General features: G+C 72.0%; 19 protein-coding genes. 5 read left to right on the top strand and 14 right to left on the bottom strand.

Annotated elements, in window-relative coordinates:
• Nucleotides 1-98 precede the first annotated feature (98 nt).
• The 6 genes from SOM11_RS08225 to SOM11_RS08200 are packed head-to-tail and all read right to left on the bottom strand — an operon-like array spanning nucleotide 99 to nucleotide 6258.
• On the bottom strand, nucleotides 99-1004 hold the full coding sequence (locus tag SOM11_RS08225; RefSeq protein WP_320477736.1) for a phosphogluconate dehydrogenase C-terminal domain-containing protein: 906 nt from the start codon (nucleotides 1002-1004) through the stop codon (nucleotides 99-101).
• Complete coding sequence (locus SOM11_RS08220; protein WP_320477735.1) at nucleotides 997-1800, bottom strand: sugar phosphate isomerase/epimerase family protein; 804 nt, start codon at nucleotides 1798-1800, stop codon at nucleotides 997-999. The genes SOM11_RS08225 and SOM11_RS08220 overlap by 8 nt, the downstream gene beginning before the upstream one ends.
• On the bottom strand, nucleotides 1797-2612 hold the full coding sequence (locus SOM11_RS08215) for a triose-phosphate isomerase family protein (protein WP_320477734.1): 816 nt from the start codon (nucleotides 2610-2612) through the stop codon (nucleotides 1797-1799). The genes SOM11_RS08220 and SOM11_RS08215 overlap by 4 nt, the downstream gene beginning before the upstream one ends.
• Nucleotides 2609-3100, bottom strand: a complete 492-nt coding sequence (locus tag SOM11_RS08210; RefSeq protein WP_192059116.1) for a ribose-5-phosphate isomerase — start codon at nucleotides 3098-3100, stop codon at nucleotides 2609-2611. The genes SOM11_RS08215 and SOM11_RS08210 overlap by 4 nt, the downstream gene beginning before the upstream one ends.
• A 39-nt stretch (nucleotides 3101-3139) precedes the next feature.
• A complete protein-coding gene (locus tag SOM11_RS08205) occupies nucleotides 3140-4882 on the bottom strand; it encodes a dihydroxyacetone kinase family protein (RefSeq protein ID WP_320477733.1) in 1743 nt (580 codons plus the stop codon).
• Entirely contained in the window at nucleotides 4879-6258 is a 1380-nt protein-coding gene (locus SOM11_RS08200; RefSeq protein WP_320477732.1) for an MFS transporter, read from the bottom strand. The genes SOM11_RS08205 and SOM11_RS08200 overlap by 4 nt, the downstream gene beginning before the upstream one ends.
• Before the next feature lie 161 nt (nucleotides 6259-6419).
• Here SOM11_RS08200 and SOM11_RS08195 point away from each other — a divergent pair, with 161 nt between their 5' ends.
• Entirely contained in the window at nucleotides 6420-7169 is a 750-nt protein-coding gene (locus tag SOM11_RS08195) for a FadR/GntR family transcriptional regulator (RefSeq protein WP_320477731.1), read from the top strand.
• Between the two features lie 102 nt (nucleotides 7170-7271).
• On the opposite strand, the gene SOM11_RS08190 is transcribed toward SOM11_RS08195, so the two are convergent.
• Entirely contained in the window at nucleotides 7272-7874 is a 603-nt protein-coding gene (locus SOM11_RS08190) for a response regulator transcription factor (protein ID WP_192059124.1), read from the bottom strand.
• A complete protein-coding gene (locus SOM11_RS08185) occupies nucleotides 7871-9052 on the bottom strand; it encodes a sensor histidine kinase (RefSeq protein ID WP_320477730.1) in 1182 nt (393 codons plus the stop codon). Before SOM11_RS08185 ends, SOM11_RS08190 begins: the two co-directional genes overlap by 4 nt.
• 131 nt (nucleotides 9053-9183) lie before the next feature.
• Here SOM11_RS08185 and SOM11_RS08180 point away from each other — a divergent pair, with 131 nt between their 5' ends.
• Both SOM11_RS08180 and SOM11_RS08175 read left to right on the top strand, forming a co-directional pair.
• Complete coding sequence (locus SOM11_RS08180; protein WP_192059129.1) at nucleotides 9184-10125, top strand: ABC transporter ATP-binding protein; 942 nt, start codon at nucleotides 9184-9186, stop codon at nucleotides 10123-10125.
• Between the two features lie 35 nt (nucleotides 10126-10160).
• On the top strand, nucleotides 10161-10925 hold the full coding sequence (locus tag SOM11_RS08175; RefSeq protein ID WP_320477729.1) for an ABC transporter permease: 765 nt from the start codon (nucleotides 10161-10163) through the stop codon (nucleotides 10923-10925).
• Between the two features lie 117 nt (nucleotides 10926-11042).
• Here the strand turns inward: SOM11_RS08175 and epsC are convergent, their stop codons facing one another.
• From epsC to SOM11_RS08145, 6 genes are all read right to left on the bottom strand, one after another.
• Complete coding sequence (gene epsC, locus SOM11_RS08170; protein WP_192059131.1) at nucleotides 11043-11591, bottom strand: serine O-acetyltransferase EpsC; 549 nt, start codon at nucleotides 11589-11591, stop codon at nucleotides 11043-11045.
• Between the two features lies 1 nt (nucleotide 11592).
• The gene (gene cysK, locus SOM11_RS08165; RefSeq protein ID WP_320477728.1) at nucleotides 11593-12531 is read right to left on the bottom strand and encodes a cysteine synthase A; all 939 of its coding nucleotides are present in this window, start codon (nucleotides 12529-12531) and stop codon (nucleotides 11593-11595) included.
• A 112-nt stretch (nucleotides 12532-12643) separates the two neighbouring features.
• Nucleotides 12644-13378: a hypothetical protein gene (locus tag SOM11_RS08160; protein ID WP_320477727.1), complete on the bottom strand. Its 735-nt coding sequence runs from the start codon at nucleotides 13376-13378 to the stop codon at nucleotides 12644-12646.
• A gap of 499 nt (nucleotides 13379-13877) precedes the next feature.
• Nucleotides 13878-15575 (bottom strand): FAD-binding oxidoreductase, encoded by a 1698-nt coding sequence (locus SOM11_RS08155; RefSeq protein WP_308196191.1) that lies wholly within the window; start codon nucleotides 15573-15575, stop codon nucleotides 13878-13880.
• Entirely contained in the window at nucleotides 15572-16546 is a 975-nt protein-coding gene (locus tag SOM11_RS08150; RefSeq protein WP_320477726.1) for a lysophospholipid acyltransferase family protein, read from the bottom strand. Before SOM11_RS08150 ends, SOM11_RS08155 begins: the two co-directional genes overlap by 4 nt.
• Complete coding sequence (locus SOM11_RS08145; RefSeq protein ID WP_192059139.1) at nucleotides 16543-17322, bottom strand: SDR family NAD(P)-dependent oxidoreductase; 780 nt, start codon at nucleotides 17320-17322, stop codon at nucleotides 16543-16545. Before SOM11_RS08145 ends, SOM11_RS08150 begins: the two co-directional genes overlap by 4 nt.
• Nucleotides 17323-17407: 85 nt before the next feature.
• Here SOM11_RS08145 and SOM11_RS08140 point away from each other — a divergent pair, with 85 nt between their 5' ends.
• The gene (locus tag SOM11_RS08140) at nucleotides 17408-18229 is read left to right on the top strand and encodes a hypothetical protein (protein ID WP_320477725.1); all 822 of its coding nucleotides are present in this window, start codon (nucleotides 17408-17410) and stop codon (nucleotides 18227-18229) included.
• Complete coding sequence (locus SOM11_RS08135) at nucleotides 18226-20562, top strand: SDR family oxidoreductase (protein ID WP_192059143.1); 2337 nt, start codon at nucleotides 18226-18228, stop codon at nucleotides 20560-20562. The genes SOM11_RS08140 and SOM11_RS08135 overlap by 4 nt, the downstream gene beginning before the upstream one ends.
• Nucleotide 20563 lies beyond the last annotated feature (1 nt).

Below are 20563 nucleotides of genomic sequence, written 5' to 3'. Positions count from 1 at the left end.
CGGCGCTCCCGCGCCCCAGCGTCGATGAGTCACGACACGCCACGCCTCTTCCCGAGGACGCGGCGTGTCGTGACTCATCGACGCCGGTCGACGCCTCGCTAGCGCTTGACGGCGTCGATCTTCAGCATGCGCGCGATGACGTGGTCGAGCTGGTCGTCGTCGAAGATCTTCTTCCAGTCGTCCTTGACGATCGACTCGCGGCCGTAGTCCATGGCGATGTGGCAGGCGTCCGAGAACGGGTTCGAGCCGCGCAGCGCGTTGGTCAGCGCGATGCCGGTGTGACCCCAGAGCATGGCCCGGGCGGCCTCGGCGGGGACGCCGGCCTGGTCGACCGTCGTCTCCAGCGCCTCCTGCAGCAGTTCGCCGATCATGCACGCGATGGTCTCGACGAGCGTCGGCTCGAGGATCGCCAGCTGCTTGACGGTGACCCAGTGCACCTGGATGACGGGTGCGTAGATCGTCGTGATGACGTCGGTCGCGAGCTGACGGACGGCGTCGGCCGGCTCGCCCTCGAGGGCGGCGACGACCTCCTGCGGGGCGGCGATGCCGCCGAACGTGTCGGCGTACTCGGCGTCGGTGCGACGCTCCAGGAACACCGACGGGTGGCACGGGTGCGCCACCGCGTAGTGGATGTCGGCGCGCTCCTCGAGCAGGCCGGCGTAGGCGGCGGCCGGGTCGAGGGTGAGGATGATCGAGCCCGACTTCATGGAGGGCACGACGCTCTCGGACACCTTGCCGAGCACGACGTCGGGCACCGCGAGGATGACGACGTCGGCGTCGGCGATCGCGTCGTCGGTCGAGGTCACCTCGCGCCCGAGGCCGCGGATCAGCTCCTGCCCGGCGGGCGACGCCTCGCTGTAGAAGACGGTGTAGCCGCTCTTCTCGAGGTTGTTCGAGACGCGCTGGCCCATCTTGCCGCCGGCGCCGATCACGGCCACGGTGACGTCGGGGGTCCCCTGGTCGGCGGCCTGGGTCACGGTCTGCGTGCTGAGGGTGTCAGTCATTGCTGTTCTTCTTCCTGAGGTGGTCGATGGTCAGGGTCGTCCACTCCGCCTCGAGGCGGGTGGTGGTCTCGGGGTCGCTCCGCCAGGGCAGCCAGTGCTCGACGACCTGGTTGATGCCGCGGGCCTCGGGCTCGAGCAGGGCGAGCATGCCGTCGTAGTCGAGTCGCCCGGCGCCGAGGGGCGTGCTGGTGAGGGCGAAGCCGACCCAGCCGTCCTCGCGCGAGAACGCGAAGTCCTTGATGTGCCAGTTCTTGACGAACGGCGCGCAGCGAGCGGTCACGTCGGCGGGGTGCTCGAGGTTCGCGACGGTGTTCGCGGGGTCGAGCACGATGCCGAGCCGGTCGCTGCCGATGCTGCGCACGACGGCCACGAGCTCCGTCGAGGTCACCTGCTCGTAGGTCTCGAGGGCGAGGGTGACCCGCGCCTCCTCGAACTCCGGCAGCACCTCGCGGAGGCGCCGGTCGGTCTCGATCGCGTCGGGCCGGTCGTCGCCGGCCGTCCACATGCTCCGGACGAGGGAGGCGTGGAGCGCGACCGCGAGGCGCAGATACGTCCGCAGCACGGCCGGGTCCGTCCCCCGCGTGCCGAGCTCGAGCGTCAGATCGAGCTCGTCGGCCAGGGCGCGCAGGGCGGCGAGCCGGTCGTCGTCGTAGTCGGCGAGCGGCGCATGGTCGCAGATCTGGAACAGCCGGACGCCCTGCGCGGCCGTGTCGCGGAGCATGTCGTCGAGCGTCATCGGCTCGGGCACGCGCTCGGAGCCGCGCCAGAAGTAGGCGTAGGTGCTGAGGCCGATCATGCGCGCGCCCCCTCGCCGAGTGCCAGCGCCTCGTCGAGGGCCAGCGCCTCGTCGAGGATGCTCTCGACGGCCGAGACGTCGTGCGCGAACCGTCCGAGGAACAACCCGTCGACCTCGCCGCCCAGCGTCGTCAGCAGACCGGGCCCGGCGCTGCCGCCGTAGACCACGCGGCTGCCGGTGCAGGCGGGCAGCGACTCGAGATGCGCGCCGATCGCCCGCACCACGGCGACGATGTGCTCGGCGGCGGCGGGCTCGGGGGCGCCGATGGCCCAGACGGGTTCGTAGGCGACGAGCAGCGGGCCGGTCAGACCGGCGGCGGCCGAGGCGGCGAGGGCGGCGTCGATCTGCTGCGTCACCTCGAGCGCGGCCACGGCGGCCGGCGCCTGCTCGATCTCGCCGACGCAGAGCAGCGGGGTGATGCCGTTGCGCAGGGCGGCCGCCGTCTTGGCGGAGATGACGGCGTCGTCCTCGAAGAAGAGGCTGCGGCGTTCGGCGTGACCGATCTCGGCGAGGGTGCAGCCGATCTCGGCGAGCTCGACCCCGCTGACCTCGCCGGTGAAGGCACCGGAGTCCGCCGACGCGAGATCCTGTGCACCCAGCCGCACAGGAGCCCCGTCGAGGGCGTCGCGCACCGGCACCAGGGCCGGGAACGACGGAACGACGAACAGCTCGACGAGACCGGAGCGCACCGCGGGGTGACGCTTCGCCAGCTCGCCGACCGCCGTCGACCACTCGATGGTACGCGTGTGCGTGAAGTACATCTTGAGACTCACCCCGATGGTGAACCGGGGGGTCGCGCGCGCGGTGCTCATGACCGGCCGTCGAGCCCCACGGTCTCCGCCGAGCCGTCGTACTCGCAGATGGACCGCACCTTGTCGGCCGAGGCGCTGCTCGTGTCGAAGCGGTAGGTCAGCCACTCCTTCGCCAGGCGGCGCATCAGCTCGACGCCGACGACGCGCTGACCCATGCAGAGCACCTGCGCGTCGTTCGACAGCACGCTGCGCTCGACGGAGAACGAGTCGTGCGCCGTGACGGCGCGGATGCCCGGCACCTTGTTCGCCGCGATCGCGACGCCGAGACCGGTGCCGCAGATCAGGATGGCCCGGTCGGCCTCGCCCGCGGCCACCATGCGCGCCGCGTCGACGGCGACGTGCGGATAGGCGGTGCCACCGTCGGCGTCGACCCCGACGTCGACGACGCTCGCGACACCGGGGTTCGCGGCGAGATCCGCTTTCAGGATCTCCTTGTAGTCGAATCCGGCGTCGTCCGATCCGACGACGATGCGCAGCTGGTCAACCATGGTGATGCCTTTCGAGAGAGCGGAGGAGCGAGCGGGAGTTCAGGAGGCGCGGTGCACGGAGGCGTGCTCGTCGAGCACCCGCGCGACGGTGCGGGTGATGAGACCGAGCGATGTCGCACCCGCGTCGGGCGTGCCGAGGCTCTTCTCGGCGTGCGGCCGGGCGCGGCCCATCTTCGGCAGCAGGTCGGCCGTGGCGGCGGCGGCCTCGACGGCCGTCTCGGCGGCGGCGGCCCAGGCGGTCGGCAGGTCGCCGCCCGCCTCGACGGCCGAGCCGAGGGCGGTGGAGAACGGCACGAGCACGTCGACCATGGTCTTGTCGCCGACCGTGGCACCGAACTCGAGGATGGCGTCGGTCGCGGCCGCGACACCGGCGACGACGGAGTGCCGGGTCGGCGCGGCGTCGTCGGTGAGGGCTGCTCCGAGGCTGGCCAGCGCCGAACCCCAGAGGGCGCCCGAGGTGCCGCCGGCCCGGTCCGACCACGCGTCGCCGGCGAGATCCAACAGCGTGCCCGCGCCCGCGCCCCCGGCGAGGGCGACGTCGGCGGCCGCGACGGCCGCGGTGACGCCGCGCTGCATGCCGATGCCGTGATCGCCGTCGCCGGCCACGGCGTCGATGCGACCGAGCTCGTCGGCGTTGTCGTCGATCGCCGTCTTGACGGCGACGAGGGTGGCGTGGACGACCCGGGCGGCGGCCTGCGACTCGGCCGAGGCCGGCGGGATCGATTCGGCCGCGAGGGCCTCGAGCTCGACCGGGTCGATGCGGTCGGCCGCCTCGATCGAGCCCTTCTTGTAGGCGGGTGCGTCGGCCGGCGCGGCCCAGAAGCCCTCGAGCTCGTCGTCCAGCCAGAACAGGGTCAGCGAGACGCCGGCCATGTCGAAGCTGGTGACGAGTTCGCCGACCTCCGGCTCGACGACGACCAGGCCGGCGTCGCGCAGCATCTGGTCGACCCGGGCGTAGACCACGAAGAGCTCTTCGTACTTGACCGAGCCGAGGCCGTTCAGGAGGACCGCGACCCGCTGGCCCCGCGCCTCCTCGACGCCCTCGGGCAGTTCGGCCAGCAGCGAGGTCACGAGCAGCTCGGCCAGCTCGTTCGCGGTGGGCACGTCGGTCTCGCCGATGCCGGGCTCGCCGTGGATCCCCATGCCGACGGCCATGCGGCCCTCGGGGACGGTGAAGAGCGGTTCGGCGGCGCCCGGCAGCGAGCAGCCCGAGAAGGCCACGCCGAAGCTGCGGGTGCGCTCGTTCGCCTTCTCGGCGACCCGCACGACCTCGTCGAGCGGGTAGCCGGCGTCGGAGGCCGCGGCGGCGGTCTTGAAGACCGTCAGATCGCCGGCGATGCCGCGACGCCGGTGCTTCTCGGCGAGCGAGGCGCTCGAGATGTCGTCGGTGACGGCGACGGAACGTGTCTCGATCCCCTCGGCGACGAGCTTGGCCTGCGCCTGATCGAAGTTCAGCACGTCGCCCGCGTAGTTGCCGTAGCTGAGCAGCACGCCGCCGCCGGTGTGCGCCGAGCGCGCCACCGAGCGGACCTGCTGCCACGACGGCGAGGCGAAGAGGTTGCCGAGGGCCGCGCCGTGCGCCAGCCCCTGACCGACGAGTCCGCCGAAGGCCGGGTAGTGACCCGAGCCGCCGCCGACCACCAGGGCGACCCGGCCCGGCGCGCTGCGCGTCGCGCGCACCACGCCGCCGTGCACCCGGCGCACCCAGCGCTGGTTGGCCGCGACGAAGCCGTCGATCATCTCGTCGGCGAAGTCGCTCGGCTCGTTGAAGAGGCGGGTCATCGCGGGGCCTCGGCGAGCTCGGCGTCGTCGGACGTCTCGGCGCCGGCGGGCTTCTTCAGCCGGCTCAGCACGGTCATCAGCACCGCCGACAGCAGCAGGAAGAATCCGACGATGAACATCGGCACCTCGTAGTTGCCGGTCGCATCCGTGACGGCGCCCGTGATGTACGGGGCGCTGAACCCGGCGAGGTTGCCGATCGTGTTGATCAGCGCGATGCCCGCGGCGGCGGCCGCTCCGGTGAGGAACTGCGTCGGGAGCGTCCAGAAGTTCGGCAGCGCCGCGAAGATCGCCATGGCGGTGACCGCGATGACCGCGATCGTGGCGGCCGGCGAACCGGTGAACAGCGCGACGGGGATGCTCAGACCGCCGACGATCGCCGGGATGACGATGTGCCAGGTGCGGAGCCCACGGCGCGAGGCGTCACGCGACCAGAAGTACAGGGCGATCGCGGCGGGCACGTACGGGATGGCGGTGATGAAGCCGCGCTCGGTGACGCTGAACTCGGTGCCGAACTGCTCTTGGAACCCACCGATGATCGTCGGCAGGAAGAACGCGAGGGCGTAGAGGCCGTACACGAAGCCGAAGTAGATGAAGGCGAGCATCCACACGCGACCGTTGCCGAACACCTTCAGGATGCTGGGGTGCTTGCCGGCTGCGGTCGACCCGGTCTTGCCGGCCGACTCCTTCTTCAGCGCCTCCGTCAGCCAGACCTGCTCGTCGCGGGTCAGCCACTTCGCGTCGGCGGGCTTGTCCTTGAGGTAGAACCAGGCGATCACGCCGATGACGATCGCGGGGATCGAGACGCCGAGGAACATGAAGCGCCAGCCCTCGAGACCGAGGATGCCGTCGTGGCTGATCAGCCAGCCGGCCAGCGGTGCGCCGATCACCGAGGTGAGGGGCTGCGCCAGGTAGAACAGCGCGAGGATCTTGCCGCGGTGTCGCGCGGGCACCCACAGGCTGAGGAACAGGATCGCGCCGGGGAAGAACCCGGCCTCCATCACACCGAGCAGGAACCGCAGCACGACGAGCTGCTCGTAGTTCTGCACCCAGGTGAAGAGCAGCGACACGATGCCCCACGAGACCATGATGCGAGCGAGCCAGCGGCGGGCGCCGAAGCGGTGCAGAGCGAGGTTGCTGGGCACCTCGAGCAGGATGTAGCCGATGAAGAACACGCCCGAGGCGAAGCCGAACTGAGCGGCCGAGAGGGCGAGGTCGGACTCCATGCCGTTTGGGGCGGCGAAGCCGATGGCCGTGCGGTCGAGGTAGTTGATGAAGAACATCAACGCGACGAACGGCACCAGCCGGATGGCGACCTTGCGGATGGCGGACTTCTCGACGGCGCTCTGCGGCTCCGCAGAGCGGGTGGGGGTGTCCACATCGACTCCTTTTATCTAACGACTCTGTTGGATGGACGCCGCCTGGCCCTGGGAGGCCCGCTTCGCGTACTCGAACATCGTGCCGTTTCCCGCTCGACTTGTCAACCGGTTGACCAATCACCGTCCACGACACGTGGCATAGCGGTCGGTAGGATTGCGCCGTGCCCGCCTATCCCGACGACGACCCGACCTCGCTCCGGCTCGAGCTCGAACTCGTGCCCCGGGGCACGGCGGTCTCCGAGGTCGTGAAACAGCTGATCGGCCTGCTGACGGCGGGCGAGCTCGTGCCCGGTTCGCGCCTCCCTCCCGAACGCCAGCTCGCCGAGCGCATCGGCGTCGGCCGGTCGGCGGTGCGCGAGGCCCTCGCGGCGCTCGAGATCCTCGGCATCGTGACCGTCCGACCCGGCTCGGGCACGTACCTGCGCGACAACACCTCGGAGCTCCTGCCGACCACGCTCAGCTGGGGCATGATGCTGAACGCCGCGCGCACCCGCGAGCTGATCGAGGTGCGCAGCGGCCTCGAGACCCAGGCGGCGACGCTCGCGGCGACCCGGGTCGACGACGCCGACGTCGAGAAGCTGCGCGGCTTCGTCGACACGATGCGCGACAGCCGCGACGACCTCGACACCTTCCTGCAGGCCGACATCCGGTTCCACCTGCAGATCGCCATCAGCGCCGACAACGTCGTGCTGCGCGATCTGCTGCAGAGCACGCGGTCGCTGCTGCGGCTCTGGGTCGAACGGGGGCTCCGCGACCGGGCTCAGGCCGAGGCGGCCTACCTCGAGCACCTCGACGTGTTCGAGGCCATCGCGGCCCGCGACCCCGCCGCCGCCGAGGCCGCGATGCGACGGCACATGTCGACGGCCGGCGAGCGCGTCGGGCACGCCGACGTCGACGACCCCGCCTCCTGACGCCACGCGGCCGAGCGTCCCCCCGCCCGGTACCGCGCCCGCCGCCGACCGCCGCGACGAGTCGCCCGCTACCGCGCCCGCGCCCGGATCCGCTACCGGCGGCTACAGCCAGCTGCGCTCGCGTGCCACCCGGGCGGCCCCGTGCCGCGACGAGCTGCCGGTCTTCTGCATCGCCGCCGACAGGTAGTTCCGCACCGTTCCCGACGCGAGGTGCAGGCGGGCGCTCATCTCGCGCACCGACAGCCCCTCCGCCGTCAGCCGCAGGGTGTCGAGCTCGCGCTCGGTGAGCGGGCAGTCGTCCATCATGGCGGCGGCCGAGATGTCGGCGTCGATGTACCGACGCCCGCCGTGCACCTGCACGATGACCCGCTCGAGCTCGTCGGGGTCGATCGACTTCGGCACGAACCCGCGCACGCCGGCGCTCAGCGCCCGCCGCAGCACACCGGGTCGCGCGTGCCGGGTCAGCAGCACGACCGCCTGCTCGGGGCGACGGGCGAGGATCTCCGTCGCGGCGTCGATGCCGTCCATGCCCGGCATCTCGAGGTCGAGCAGCACGACGTCGGGCTCGTGCTCGCCGGCGAGACGCACGGCCTCGGCCCCGTCGCCGGCCTGCGCGACGACCTCGATGCCGTCGCCGAGGTCGAGCAGCGCGGCGATCGACCGCCGCAGCAGCGTCTCGTCGTCGGCGAGCAGCACCCGGATCATGCGCGCCCCCCGGTGGCGACGCCGGGCCCGGGAGCGAAGGAGGCGCGGGTCGCCCCCGCGAGACCGCCCGCCCCCGCCGACGCCGCCCTCGCCTCGAGTCGGAACACCCCGTCGTGGTGGCTCGTGGTCACCGAGCCCCCGATCTCCGCGAAGCGCTCGCCGAGGCGGGCGAGTCCGCTGAGCAGACGCGGCGCCTCGCCGGCGCCGTCGTTCTCGACCACGACGGTGTCGTCTCGCAGTCGGATGGTCACGTGCTCGGGCTGGGCGTGGCGCAGCAGGTTCGTCGTCGCCTCGCGGACGGCGTGCCCGAAGAGGTCGTCGGCGGGGTGCCCGACGGGCGGGGCGCCGTCGACGACCAGGTCGATGCTCGCCGCCCGGATCAGCTCGGTCGAGTTGGCGAGCTCGCCGGCGAGGGTCAGGGTGCGCTGGCCGTAGGCGAGGCGCCGGGTCTCGGCGATGGTCTGCACGATCAGCTGCTCGGCCTCGCGGAGGTGGCGCCGCGCCTCGGCCGGGTCGCGGTCGAGCGTCTTGTCGGCGAGCTGCAGCTGGAGGCGGCTGACGTGCAGGGCCTGACCCTGGATGTCGTGCAGATCCACCGAGAAGCGGTAGCGCTCTCGCACGACGGCCAGCTCGGCCGTCGTCTCGCGGGCGGCCTCGATCTCGAGGTACAGGTCGAATCCGTACCGGTTCAGGCGGTAGACGAGGTAGATCGCCGCCATCGTCACGACGACGACCGCGATCGAGACCGGCAGGACGACGGGTCGCGCGCCGGGGCCCGCGACGAGCAGCGGCGCCACCGCGACGCCCACGGCGGCGGCCAGCCACCGCCACGAGGTGAAGGGCGGGGTCGTGGTCACGAGACCGACCGAGACGCCGAAGAACAGCAGGAGCGTCAGGTTCTGCTCGGCGAGGTGGGCGGCCCACCAGAGCGCGGCGGACGACGCGAGAGACAGGGTCGCGAGCCACCACGGCGCCCCGCGCTCCCAGAAGACGGAGTGCGCCGCCACCGCGACCGAGACCGCGACGACGGCGACGACCAGCCAGGCCGGCGCCCCCTCGGTCGTCAGCGCCGCGACGTAGAAGACGGCCATGAACGCGACCAGCGCCACGAACGACCCGGTGACGTACCGCCGCATCCGCGTCAGCGCGGGCAGGCGGTCGGGGGTGCGGCGGGGCATGGGTCCACGGTAGCGACAGCCCCCGACACCCGTCAGCACGCGATGTCATGCCCCGACGTGACGGATGTCACGCCGAGAGGGTGGCAGGTCGGCACTACCGGGCGCCCGCCCCTCCCGGCATCGTCGAGGTCATGACGAACTCCACCGACACCACGCCCCGGCCCGCCGTGACGCACGACCCCCGTGACGGGTCGGACGTCGTGATCTCGACCAGCGGTCTGACCTGCACGTACGGCGACTTCACGGCCGTCGGCGGCGTCGACCTCACGGTGCGGCGCGGCGAGCTCTACGCTCTGCTCGGCACGAACGGCGCCGGCAAGACGACCACCCTCGAGGTGCTCGAGGGCCACCGGGCGGCCGACGGCGGCACCGTCGAGGTGCTCGGAGGCGACCCGACCGACCGCTCCCGTACCCGACGCCGCCTCGGCATGATGCTGCAGGACAGCGGCCTGGCCCCCGAGCTCACGGTCCGCGAGAGCGTGCTGCTCACGGGGGCGATCTCGGGCCGCGACGACGACGTCGACCGCGTGCTGGGTCTCGTCGGCATCGACCACAAGGCGCGGTCGCGCGTCGCCCAGCTCTCGGGGGGCGAGCGCCGTCGCGTCGACTTCGCGGCCGCCGTCTGGGGCACCCCCGAGCTGGTCTTCCTCGACGAGCCGACGACGGGGCTCGACCCGGCGGCCCGCGACGCCCTCTGGGACGTCGTCACCGAGCTGCGGGAGGCGGGGGTCACCTTCGTGCTGACCACGCACTACCTCGAGGAGGCCGCCGACAACGCCGACCGCATCGGACTCATGCACGCGGGCACGATACGCCGCGAGGGCACCGTGGCCGATCTCACCGCCGGCAGCACGACCAGCATCCGCTTCGTCGCCCCCGGCCCGCTCGACGAGCTCCCCCTGCGGGTCGCCCGCACCGAGAACGACCTCGTCGTCGTCGAGACCGACTCGCCGCAGCGCGATCTCACCCGGCTGATGACCTGGGCGGCCGAGGCCGATCGGCGTCTGGAGCGGCTGACGGTGCACCAGTCGGGACTCGACGAGGTGTTCCGCGAGCTGAGCCGCGCCTCCTAGGCCCCCTCCGACCGACCCTCCCGAAAGGACCCCTCATGACCACCGCCACCACCGCCCGTCCGTCCGAGTCCCCGGCGACGCCGTCGCGTCGCTCGGGCCCGGTCGCCATCGCCGTCGCCGAGCTGCGGATGCTCGTCCGCAACCGCACCGTCGCGCTCTGCGCGCTGTTCCTGCCCCTCGCCTTCGGGGCGCTGACCTTCGCGTTCGGCTCGTACGGCACCGGGGGCATGCTGGCCGGCGTGCAGATCATCGGCATGCTCGGACTCGGCGTCTACGTCACGGCGACGACGACCCTCGCCGCCCGGCGGCAGTCGCTCCACCTCAAGCGGCTGCGCAGCGGCTCCGTCTCGGACTCGGGCATCATCGGCGGACTCGTCCTGCCGATCGTGGCCGTCAGCCTCGCGCAGCTCGTCATCGTGCTCGGGGTGCTGGCCGTCCAAGAGCCCCCGGCCCACCTCGGTCTGCTCGTCGTCGCCGTGCTCGTCGCCGAGGTGATGTTCGCCGCGTTCGCCCTCGCCACGGCCGGCTTCAGCACGTCGCCCGAGCACGCCCAGTACACGACCATGCCGATCTACCTCATCACCCTCGGCGTCGCCATCTGGTGGACGATCACCGGCGCCGACGACCTGCTCTGGCTCAAGAGGATCCTGCCGGGCGGTGGACTGATGGAGCTCATCGTCCTCGCCTGGAACGGCGGCGACCTCGGGCTGCTGCCGGTGCTGCTCGCCCCGACGCTGCTCTGGGCCGCCGTGGCCGTCGCGGCCGCCGTGCGCATGTTCCGCTGGGAGCCCCGCCGCTGAGCCCGCTCCCCGCTCCCCCGCGTCCGTGAGTCGAGACACGCCGCGCCGCCCCCGAGCCCGCGGCGTGTCGTGACTCATCACCGGGCACGGGCGCGCGGAGCCGGGTGCAGGCCGGGCTCAGACCCGGGCGCGCGCGACGGCCGGCACCCCGACCGCGATCGAGCCGGCCGGCACGTCGCGCGTGACGACAGCGTTGGCGCCGACGATGCTGTCGTCGCCCACCGTGACGCCACCGAGCACGGCGGCCCCGGCACCGACCATCACGCCCCGACCGAGGGTGGGGTGCCGGCGACCGAGCGCGCCTCCTCGGCCCTTGCCCCCCAGGGTCACGCCGTGGAACAGCGTGCAGTCGTCGCCGACCACCGCGGTCTCGCCGATCACGACTCCCATGCCGTGGTCGATGAACAGCCGCCGACCGACCAGCGCACCGGGGTGGATCTCGACCCCGGTCGCGGTCCGGGCGAGCTGCGACAGCACGCGGGCAGCGAACCGTGCACCGAGGAGGCGCGGCGCACCTTCCGCACGCCACAGCCGCGAGGTCACGCGATGCGCCCACACCGCGTGCAGCCCCGAGTAGACGAGGGCGGTCTCGAGCCGCCCCCGAGCCGCGGGGTCGCGTCGCCGGACGGTGTCGAGGTCCTCCCGCAGGCGGGCGACCAGGTGCATGCTAGGCGCCTGCGAGGTCCTGGAAGAGCACCGTCGACAGGTACCGCTCACCGGTGTCGCAGACGATCGCGACGATGCGCTTGCCGGCGTTCTCGGGGCGCTTCGCGATCTCGAGTGCGGCGTGCATGATCGCGCCCGACGAGATGCCCGAGAGGATCCCCTCCTGGGTCGCGAGGTCGCGGGCGACGCGCAGGGCGTCGTCGAGCTCGACGGGGAACACCTCGTCGATCTGCGATCGGTCGAGCACCTCGGGCACGAAGTTCGCGCCGATGCCCTGGATCTTGTGCGGCCCGGCCTTGCCCTCGCTGAGCAGCGGCGAGTCGGCGGGCTCGACGGCCACGACCTTCACGCCGGGCACCTGCTCGCGCAGCACGCGGCCGACGCCGGTGATGGTGCCGCCGGTGCCGACGCCGGCGACGAAGAAGTCGATGCGCCCGTCGGTGTCGCGGAGGATCTCGGGCGCGGTCGTCGTGCGGTGGATCTCGGCGTTCGCCTCGGTCTCGAACTGCTGGGCCCAGATGGCGTTCTCGGTCTCGTCGACGATCTGCTTGGCGCGCTCGACGGCGCCGCGCATCCCCTCGGGCCCGGGGGTCAGCACGATCTCCGCGCCGTAGGCCTTCATGACGGTGCGGCGCTCGACGCTCATCGTGTCGGGCATCGTGACGATCACCTTGTAGCCGCGAGCCGCGCCGACGAGGGCGAGCGAGATGCCGGTGTTGCCGCTCGAGCCCTCGACGATCGTGCCGCCGGGCTTCAACGCTCCCGACTTCTCGGCCGCATCGACGATGGCGACGCCGAGCCGGTCCTTGACGCTGGCGCCCGGGTTGTAGAACTCGAGCTTCGCGAGGATCTCGGCACCGCCCTCGTCGGCGAGACGGTTGATCTTGACGAGCGGCGTGTCGCCGAATGCGGACGTGATGTCGGCGTGGATTCCGGGCATGCGAGCCTCTTCCGTGAGCGATGTCTGTGCGTGCGGATCGAACCCTCATCCTAGGTCGGCCCCCTGCGCCACCGCCCCACCATGACGCCACGTGATGGACACGACGCCATCTTTACTTCTGGCGTCGTGCCCACATCCTGGCGTTATGGCGAGGACGCAGCGGCACCCCCATGTCGCGCAGCGTCGAGGCGAGCGGAGCGAGGAGGGCGACGTCGTCCGAGTCGCACCGCCCGATGGCCCTGACCCCGCCCGTGCGCAGCACCCGTCGCTCTCGCATCTTCTCGGCTCGGATCACGGCCGACGGAGCCCTTCCGCCCCGCATGGCCTCGTCGTCGTACTTCACGTTGCCGTCGAACTCGAGCGCGACGTCGCCCAGCACGAAATCGCACCTGCCCGCGAGGCCCTGACCGTCGTAGAACTCGACCTGCATGAGCGGCTCGGGCGCGCCGACCGTCAAGAGCGCCAGTCGACAGAGGGACTCGCCCCCGTTCTCGGCCCAGGGGGTCGCGAACTCGACCACCCTCCGGGCTGCGACGAGACCGCGGGTGCCACGAGACGCCTCGATCCTCTCGAGCAGGACGCCTCGGGTGAGATCGGCGGCCGCCTCGACCCGCTCCCGTCGCTGCTCTCGGTTCGGAGGCCACGCTGCAGGCCCCGGCGAGAAGGCCCCCGCTCGGAGCGCCTCTCGTCGCAGGAGCGCGTCGACGCAGAGGACGGCGTCGGCGAAGGAGGCGCGGCGTGCGACGTCGATGGCGGTCCGGTGCTCGGAGGTGACGAGGAGCCCGTCGATCTCGACGACGTCGCCGGGGGCGACGGGCCCCGCATGGCGGACCACTCGCTCGCTCACCTGAGTCCGGGTCCGCCGCGGGTCGATGACGTGGACGGGGCCACGTGGCACTGGGCAGCCCGTGCAAGACGGCGGCCGACGAGTGCGAGGCGATCGCGCCCGGAGCTAGTCGCGACATGACGGCGTGGACGGTCAAGCGATGCCGTGCACGCGGATCGAGCGCGTGCCACGCCGCGGACTCGACGAACACCCCGGGGTGCAGGGTCTCGAGGTGTCCGCGTCGCGCGTCACGACGCAGGGCCGCGGCCTCGCGACTCTGCGAGCCGTGTGTCGCGGCGAAGATCAGCGGAGGCAGGGGGTCGGTCACCCGGCCAGCCTGCCCGGGCGCCGTCCGGACGACACGTGCACCGCTCCTCCTCGGGGACGAGCACCCCACCCGGATCAGCTAGGGGAGGACGCGTCTACGAGACCTGTTAGCACCACCACGCCAAAAGGTGGACACGACGCCGGTCTTAAACCTGGCGTCGTGTCCACCTCCTGGCGTCGAGCGCGGCGGCGGCTAGGCGCCGGTCACCTTGCCGGGGTTGAACACCCGCCCCGGGTCGGCCGAGTCGAACAGCCCCTGCATGACGGCGACACCCTCGGGCGAGACGTCCTGAGACATCCACGGCTGGTGCTCGAGGCCCACGCCGTGGTGGTGCGACACCGTCGCGCCGGTGTCGATGAACGCCTGCTGGATGGCGTGCTTGACGACGTCGTACTCGGCCTCTGCGTCGGAGCCGTGCTCGAAGGCGAAGGTGAAGTACAGGCACGCCCCCGAGTGGTACGAGTGCGACAGGTGGCCCATGATCCAGCCCTGCTTGCCGATCTGGTCGAAGGCCTGGTTGGCAGCGGCGTACACGCGCGACGACACGTCGCGCAGCTTCGACCAGGGTGCGGCGGTCTCGCTGACGTCGGCCGCGCCTCCGTGGTCCATGAAGAAGTCGCGCAGGTAGGGCGTGTCGAACTTCTTCTGGTCGTACAGCTTGCCGGGGCCCTTGCCGACGCTCATGCCGCGGTTGGCCTTGACGATCTTCGCGACCGTCTTCTGGGTCTGGGCGACGTGCTCGGGGCTGCCCTCGTAGCCGATGAACGACAGGCACATCGCGTCGACGTCCCAGCCCTTGGCCTTCAGCACCTTCGGCAGTGCGTCGTTGACTATCTTCGAGATGCCCGTGCTCGCCTTCGAGGTGGCGAACGAGAACGCCGTCTCGTGCGCGTCGCTGACGCGGGTGACCGAGGGGTGCGCGTCGCTCTCGGCGATCGCCTGCATCGCCGCGAGGCCGTCGTGCCACGACGGGAACAGGTAGGCGAGGATCTCGCGCTTCTCGGGCAGGCGGTGCACCTGCGCGGTGACCTCGGTGATGACGCCGAGACGCCCCTCCGACCCGATGATCATCTCGCGCAGCGACGGCCCGGTCGACGCGCTCGGCACGGCGCGGATCGACAGGATGCCGCCGGGGCGGACGACCCGCAGGCCCTTGGTGATGTCGGCGATGTCGCCGTACTTGTCGCTCTGCATGCCGGACGAGCGGGTGGCGACCCAGCCGCCCATGGTCGAGTGGGTGAAGCTGTCGGGGAAGTGCCCGAGGGTCCAGCCGCGGGCGTTCAGCTGCTCTTCGAGGTCGGGGCCCTGGCCGCCGGCCTGGATGCGCGCGAGTCCGCTGTCTTCGTCGATGTCGAGCACCTTGTCGAGGCGCCCCATGTCGAGCGAGATGACCGTGCGGGTCTCGGCCGGCAGCGGCTCGAGGCTGCCGACGATGTTGCTGCCGCCGCCGAACGGGATGAGCACGAGGTCGGAGGCGACGGCGAGGTCGACGATGCTCTGCACCTCGGCCTCGTCGGCCGGGTAGACGACGACGTCGGGCACCCGCTCGAGGATCCCCGCGCGGATGCGGATCAGGTCGCGGATGCTCTTGCCGTAGGTGTGCACGACGCGGTCGTGGTCGTCGCGGGCCACGGCGCCGGGGCCGACGATCTGCTCGAGCGACTCGACCACCTCGGGGGCGGCGATCGACGCGGGCACCACGAGGTCGGCGAAGTCGAGCCCGGTGTCGTGGCCCTGCGACAGCTCGACGCCCACGATCTTCTTGACGAAGGGGGCGAAGCCCGGCTTGTCGTGGTGGTGGAAGGCGACGCCCTCGACGCCCCAGCCCCACCACTTCATGTGCTTCACGTCTACGACGGTGTCGCTCTTCTGCTGCTGGACGTCGGTCACCGGTGTGCTCCTTCGGACGGGTTGTCAGGCCCCAGGATACGGGCCGTGTTGGCGTCGCGGAGACGCAGGACCTCGGCGCGGACGCGCAGCGAGAAGGCCGCCGCGCCTTCGCCCTCGGCGGGCAGCATGGGGTCGCCGAACGCGACGCCCACGGGCAGCCGGCCGGGTCGCGGCCAGTTCGCCCCGCGCGGGTGCGCGATGTGCGCCCCGATCAGCGCGAGCGGCACGACCGGCACGTCGCAGGCGACCGCGAGCGCCGCGGCACCTGGCTTGAAGTGCCCCACCGTGCCGTCTTTCGAGCGCGTCCCCTCGGGGAACACCAGCACGGGGTAGCCCCGCTGCAGCAGCGACTTCGCGCTGACGGTCGGCTGGCCCGACCGACCGCGGGCAGCGGCTCGGGCGGCGGCCCGGCGGCGGGCCGAGCTCTGCGGCGTCGACCCCGCGGAGGCACCGGCCGAGGAGGCGCGGGTCGCGTCGGCCGCGGAGGCGGGAGTCCCCGAGCCCCGCTGCACCGGGAACGCGTTGAAGAAGAGCTCGGTCAGCTGACGCCGCCAGGGCACGTCGAAGAAGTAGTCGGCCGCGGCGCCGGTCGCGAGGTAGCGGGCGAGGCGTCGGGGCAGCGCGCCGAGGATGAGCGGGGCGTCGAGGTGACTGGAGTGGTTCGCGACGACGACGAAGCCGCCCGAGAGCCCGTCGAGGCGGTCGCGGTCGATGACGGTGACATCGGTGATCGACCAGATGGTCGGCTTCAGGACCATCCGCTGCGCGACGTAGCGCGCCATGGCGTGCCGTCGGGAGCTGAAGCGGTCGCGCGCGTCGCTGGCCACGTCGCCGGCGCGCTGCGCGACGGCGTCCGCCCGCTGGGCGACGGCGTCGAGACGCGGGCGCTCCGGACGCGGGGCGTCCTGCCGCGGGGCGTCCTGCTGCGGCTCGTCGTCGCGCGGGCGATCTTGCCGGTCGCGGGGGCTCACGGCTCGACGGGCTTCCGACGACTGGACGAGATCTTCGCCGACGCCGCGCGCACGGCGCTCCGCGGAGCGTGCCGCACCAACCAGAAGAGCGCCCGGTACCGAACCGTGGGCATGGAGACCACCTTGCCTTTGTCGACGTCGCGCAGACACGCGGTCACGAGGTGTTCGGCGCTGAGCCACAACGCGTTGGGTATCGACGACGACCTGATGCCGGCGCGCTGATGGAACTCCGTGCGGACCCAGCCGGGCAGCAGCGTCGTGACGCCGACGCCGGTGCCCTGCAGCTCGACCGAGAGGCTCTCGCCGAACGACGTCGCCCACGCCTTGATGGCGCTGTACCCGCCCATGGTCATGAAGCCGGCCGTGCTCGAGACGATCACGATGCGACCGCGTCCGCGACCGCGCATGGCGCGGGCGCCGGCGCCCGACAGCACCAGCACGGCCCGGCACATGACCTCGAACGCGGCGTCGTGCGCGGCGACGTCCGTGGACGACAGCGGCGTGTGCACGCCGAAGCCGGCGTTGTTGACCAGGAGGTCGATCGGCGCCGCCTCGTCCTCGAGTCGGGCGGCGACCCGGTCGACGTCGGCGCGGTCGCCGAGGTCGGCCGCGAGGACCTCCACGCGACGACCGAGCGCCCGCAGCTCGGTCGCCGTGGCGTCGAGTCGTGGGAGGTCTCTCGCGACGAGGACGAGGTCCCAGCCGCGACGGGCGAGTTGGCGGGCGAATTCGGCTCCGATGCCGGACGTGCCCCCGGTGACGAGCGCTGTTGCCATGCCGCTTACGATACGGTCTGTAGGGCTCGCGACGTGCATCGTGCCCGAACCACCACACGAGAGCGTCACGAGAGGATCGCAGGCCTTGTCCACCCCGAGTGACCCCTACGACACCACCGACTTCGACATCCGCGAGTTCACCCTCACGGCCCAGGGCGCCTTCCGCGGCGAGCTCGAGCTCGACTCGTTCGCCACGGCGCCCCTCGGCGACGACACCCTCCGCCTGCTGCGCCACGTCGGGCGGCTCGAGAGCGCCACGATGGAGCACCTGCGCAACCTGCTCGTCACCGCGACCCACAAGGACGCCCGCGTCACGGCCTTCCTGGTCACCTGGGCCTTCGAGAAGTTCTGGATCGCCGACGCGATCGACGCTGTGCTCGAGTCGCACGGGCAGCCCCGCCTCAAGGAGGTCGACGAGGGTCCCCGCCGGCACAGCCCGTCCGAGGCCGTCGAGCGCCGCGGCCCGATCACGCGCGCCATCGAGGCCATGGGCAAGGGAGTTCCGATCGTCGCCGTGCACATGACCACCGGCCTCGTCGACGAGTGGGTCATGGCCGACGCCTACGACGTCCTGGTCGAGCGCGCCTCCGACCCGGCTCTGACGGCCGTCGTCGACCGCATCCGCGCCATCAAGTCGCGGCACGAGCGCTTCTTCGGCATCGAGTCGCGGTGGCGTCTCGACGACTCGCCCCGCGCGGTCAAGCAGACCCGCGCCTCCCTGTCCACCGCGGTGCTGCCGATCGGCGCGATCGAGCGGGCCGACTCCGAACGGACCCTCTTCGACGCGCTCGTCTACGGCGGGGCCGAGGGGCACCTCAGGGCCGACGCCGTCGGCGAGCGGGTCGCAGCACTGCCCGGCCTCGACTCCACGATCGGTTCCGCCGTCACACGAAAGCTCACCGCATGACCACCGCACTGCCCCCGTCCGTCCCCGGCTCGACCGAGGCGAGCCTGGGTTCCGCCCATGTGCTGCTCACCGGCGGCACCGGCTTCGTCGGCCAGGCGATCCTCGAGCGACTGCTCTCGACGCACCCCGACACCACCGTCACACTGCTGATCAGGCCCAAGGCGGGCACCCCGGCGCTCGGTCGACTGCGGCACCTGCTGAAGAAGCCGGTGTTCGCGACGTGGCGCGACCGCGTCGGGCCGGCCGAGGTCGAGCGCGCGCTGACCGAGCGCCTGCGCGTCATCGAGAGCGGACTGGGCTCGCTGCCCGAGCTGCCCGCCGACCTCGACGTCGTCATCCACAGCGCGTCGACCGTCTCGTTCGACCCGCCGATCGACCAGGCCTTCGACACGAACGTCGGCGGAGCCGTCGGTCTCTACGAGGCGCTCGGCCGTGCAGGTGGCGACCCGCACGTCGTACACGTCTCGACCGCGTACGTCGGTGGCATCCGCAAGGGCGTGTTCCCCGAGGCCGCGCTCACCCACGACGTCGATTGGCGTGCCGAGTACGCCGCCGCCCGCGACGCCCGCGCCCGGGTCGAGGCGGCCTCGCGTCAGCCCGAGACGCTGCGCCGGTTCCTCGCCGAGGGTCGCATCGGTCACGGCAAGACCGGCCCGCAGGCCGTGTCGACCGCAGCCGAGGAGGCGCGGGTCGCCTGGGTCGCCGCCCGTCTCGTCGACTACGGCCGCACCCGGGCCGAGACCCTCGGCTGGACGGACGTCTACACGCTGACCAAGGCCTTCGCCGAGCGCGCCGCCGAGGAGCTCTGGGCCGAGAAGGGCCACCGCCTGTCGGTCGTGCGGCCGGCCATCGTCGAGAGCGCCCTCCGGCACCCGTTCCCCGGCTGGATCGACGGCTTCAAGGTCGCCGACCCGCTGATCATGTCGTACGCCCGCGGGCTGCTGCCCGAGTTCCCGGGGGTGCCCGACAGCGTGCTGGACATCGTGCCGGTCGACTTCGTCGTGAACGTGATCCTGACGGTCGCGGCGAACCCGACCCGCGCCTCCTCGGTGCCGGTCGAGTCGGCGGCCGGCGACGCACCCGCGGGCGACGCCCAGTACTTCCACGTCGCGTCGGGCAACAGCAACCCGTTCCCGATCCTGCGGATGTTCGAGAACCTCAACACGTTCTTCACCGCGAACCCGCTGCCGCGCGACGAGCACACCTCGATCCCGGTCCCGACCTGGAACTTCCCGGGGGTGCGCAAGGTCGAGGGCGCCATCCGCATGAAGCAGCGGACGAACGACCTGCGCGAGAAGGTGCTGACGCGGCTGCCGTCGAACGCCCGCACGCGCACGGCCCTGACGGCCGTGCAGACGCGCCGCGCCGACCTCGAGTCGCTGCAGAGCCTGACCGATCTCTACCGGCACTACGTGCAGTCCGAGATCATCTTCGACGACCGCCGCACCCGCGCCCTGCACGCCGGTCTGCCCGCGGGGTCGCCCGAGAGCATCGGCTTCGACGTCACCGACATCGACTGGGAGGACTACTTCCAGACGGTGCACTTCCCGTCGATCACGGCGATGACGCGAGCCTTCTCGGTGCGCCCCGCCGCCACCGGGGCGGTCGCCGACACGAAGGCGCTCCCCCGCCGCGACGACGTCGTCGCCGTCTTCGACCTCGAGGGCACCGTGCTCGACTCGAACATCGTCGAGCAGTACCTGTGGGTGCGCTCGAACGGGTTCCGCAAGGCGGCCTGGCCGGGCGAGGTCGCGAGTCTGCTGACCGGCCTGCCCGCGTACCTCCGGGCCGACGCCCGCGACCGCGGCGAGTTCATCCGCTCGTTCCTCCGGCGGTACAGCGGCATGCCCGTCTCCCGTCTGCAGAACGTCGTGTCGTCGACCGGCTACGCCGAGACCGTCCGCCGGCACACCCTGCCCGACGCCCTGGCCCGCATCGCCGAGCACCGCGCCGCCGGTCACCGCACGGTGCTGGTCACGGGGTCGATCGGCAGCCTCGCGGCGCCGCTCGCCTCGCTCTTCGACGAGGTCGTCGCGAGCACGATGCACTCGCGCGACGGCGTCTACACGGGTTACCTCGCCCAGCCGCCGCTCGTCGACGAGGCCCGGGCGGCCTGGCTCTCGCAGTACGCGAGCGAACTCGGAATCGACCTCGCAGGCTCGTACGGATACGGTGACTCTCACGCCGACCTCGTCTGGCTCGAGCTCCTCGGCAACCCGTCCGCTGTGAATCCCGACGCCAATCTCGCACGCGAAGCGCTCCGAAGAAGATGGAGCATCCGCGATTGGAATCGTGGCGGCAACTCAGCGAAAGGAGATGGAGGCAGGGCCTGAC

Source organism: Frigoribacterium sp. CFBP9029, assembly GCF_034045305.1.
Classification (GTDB): Bacteria; Actinomycetota; Actinomycetes; order Actinomycetales; family Microbacteriaceae; genus Frigoribacterium.
Note: the sequence above shows the minus strand (reverse complement) of the source record. Positions and strands in the feature narration are given on the sequence as shown.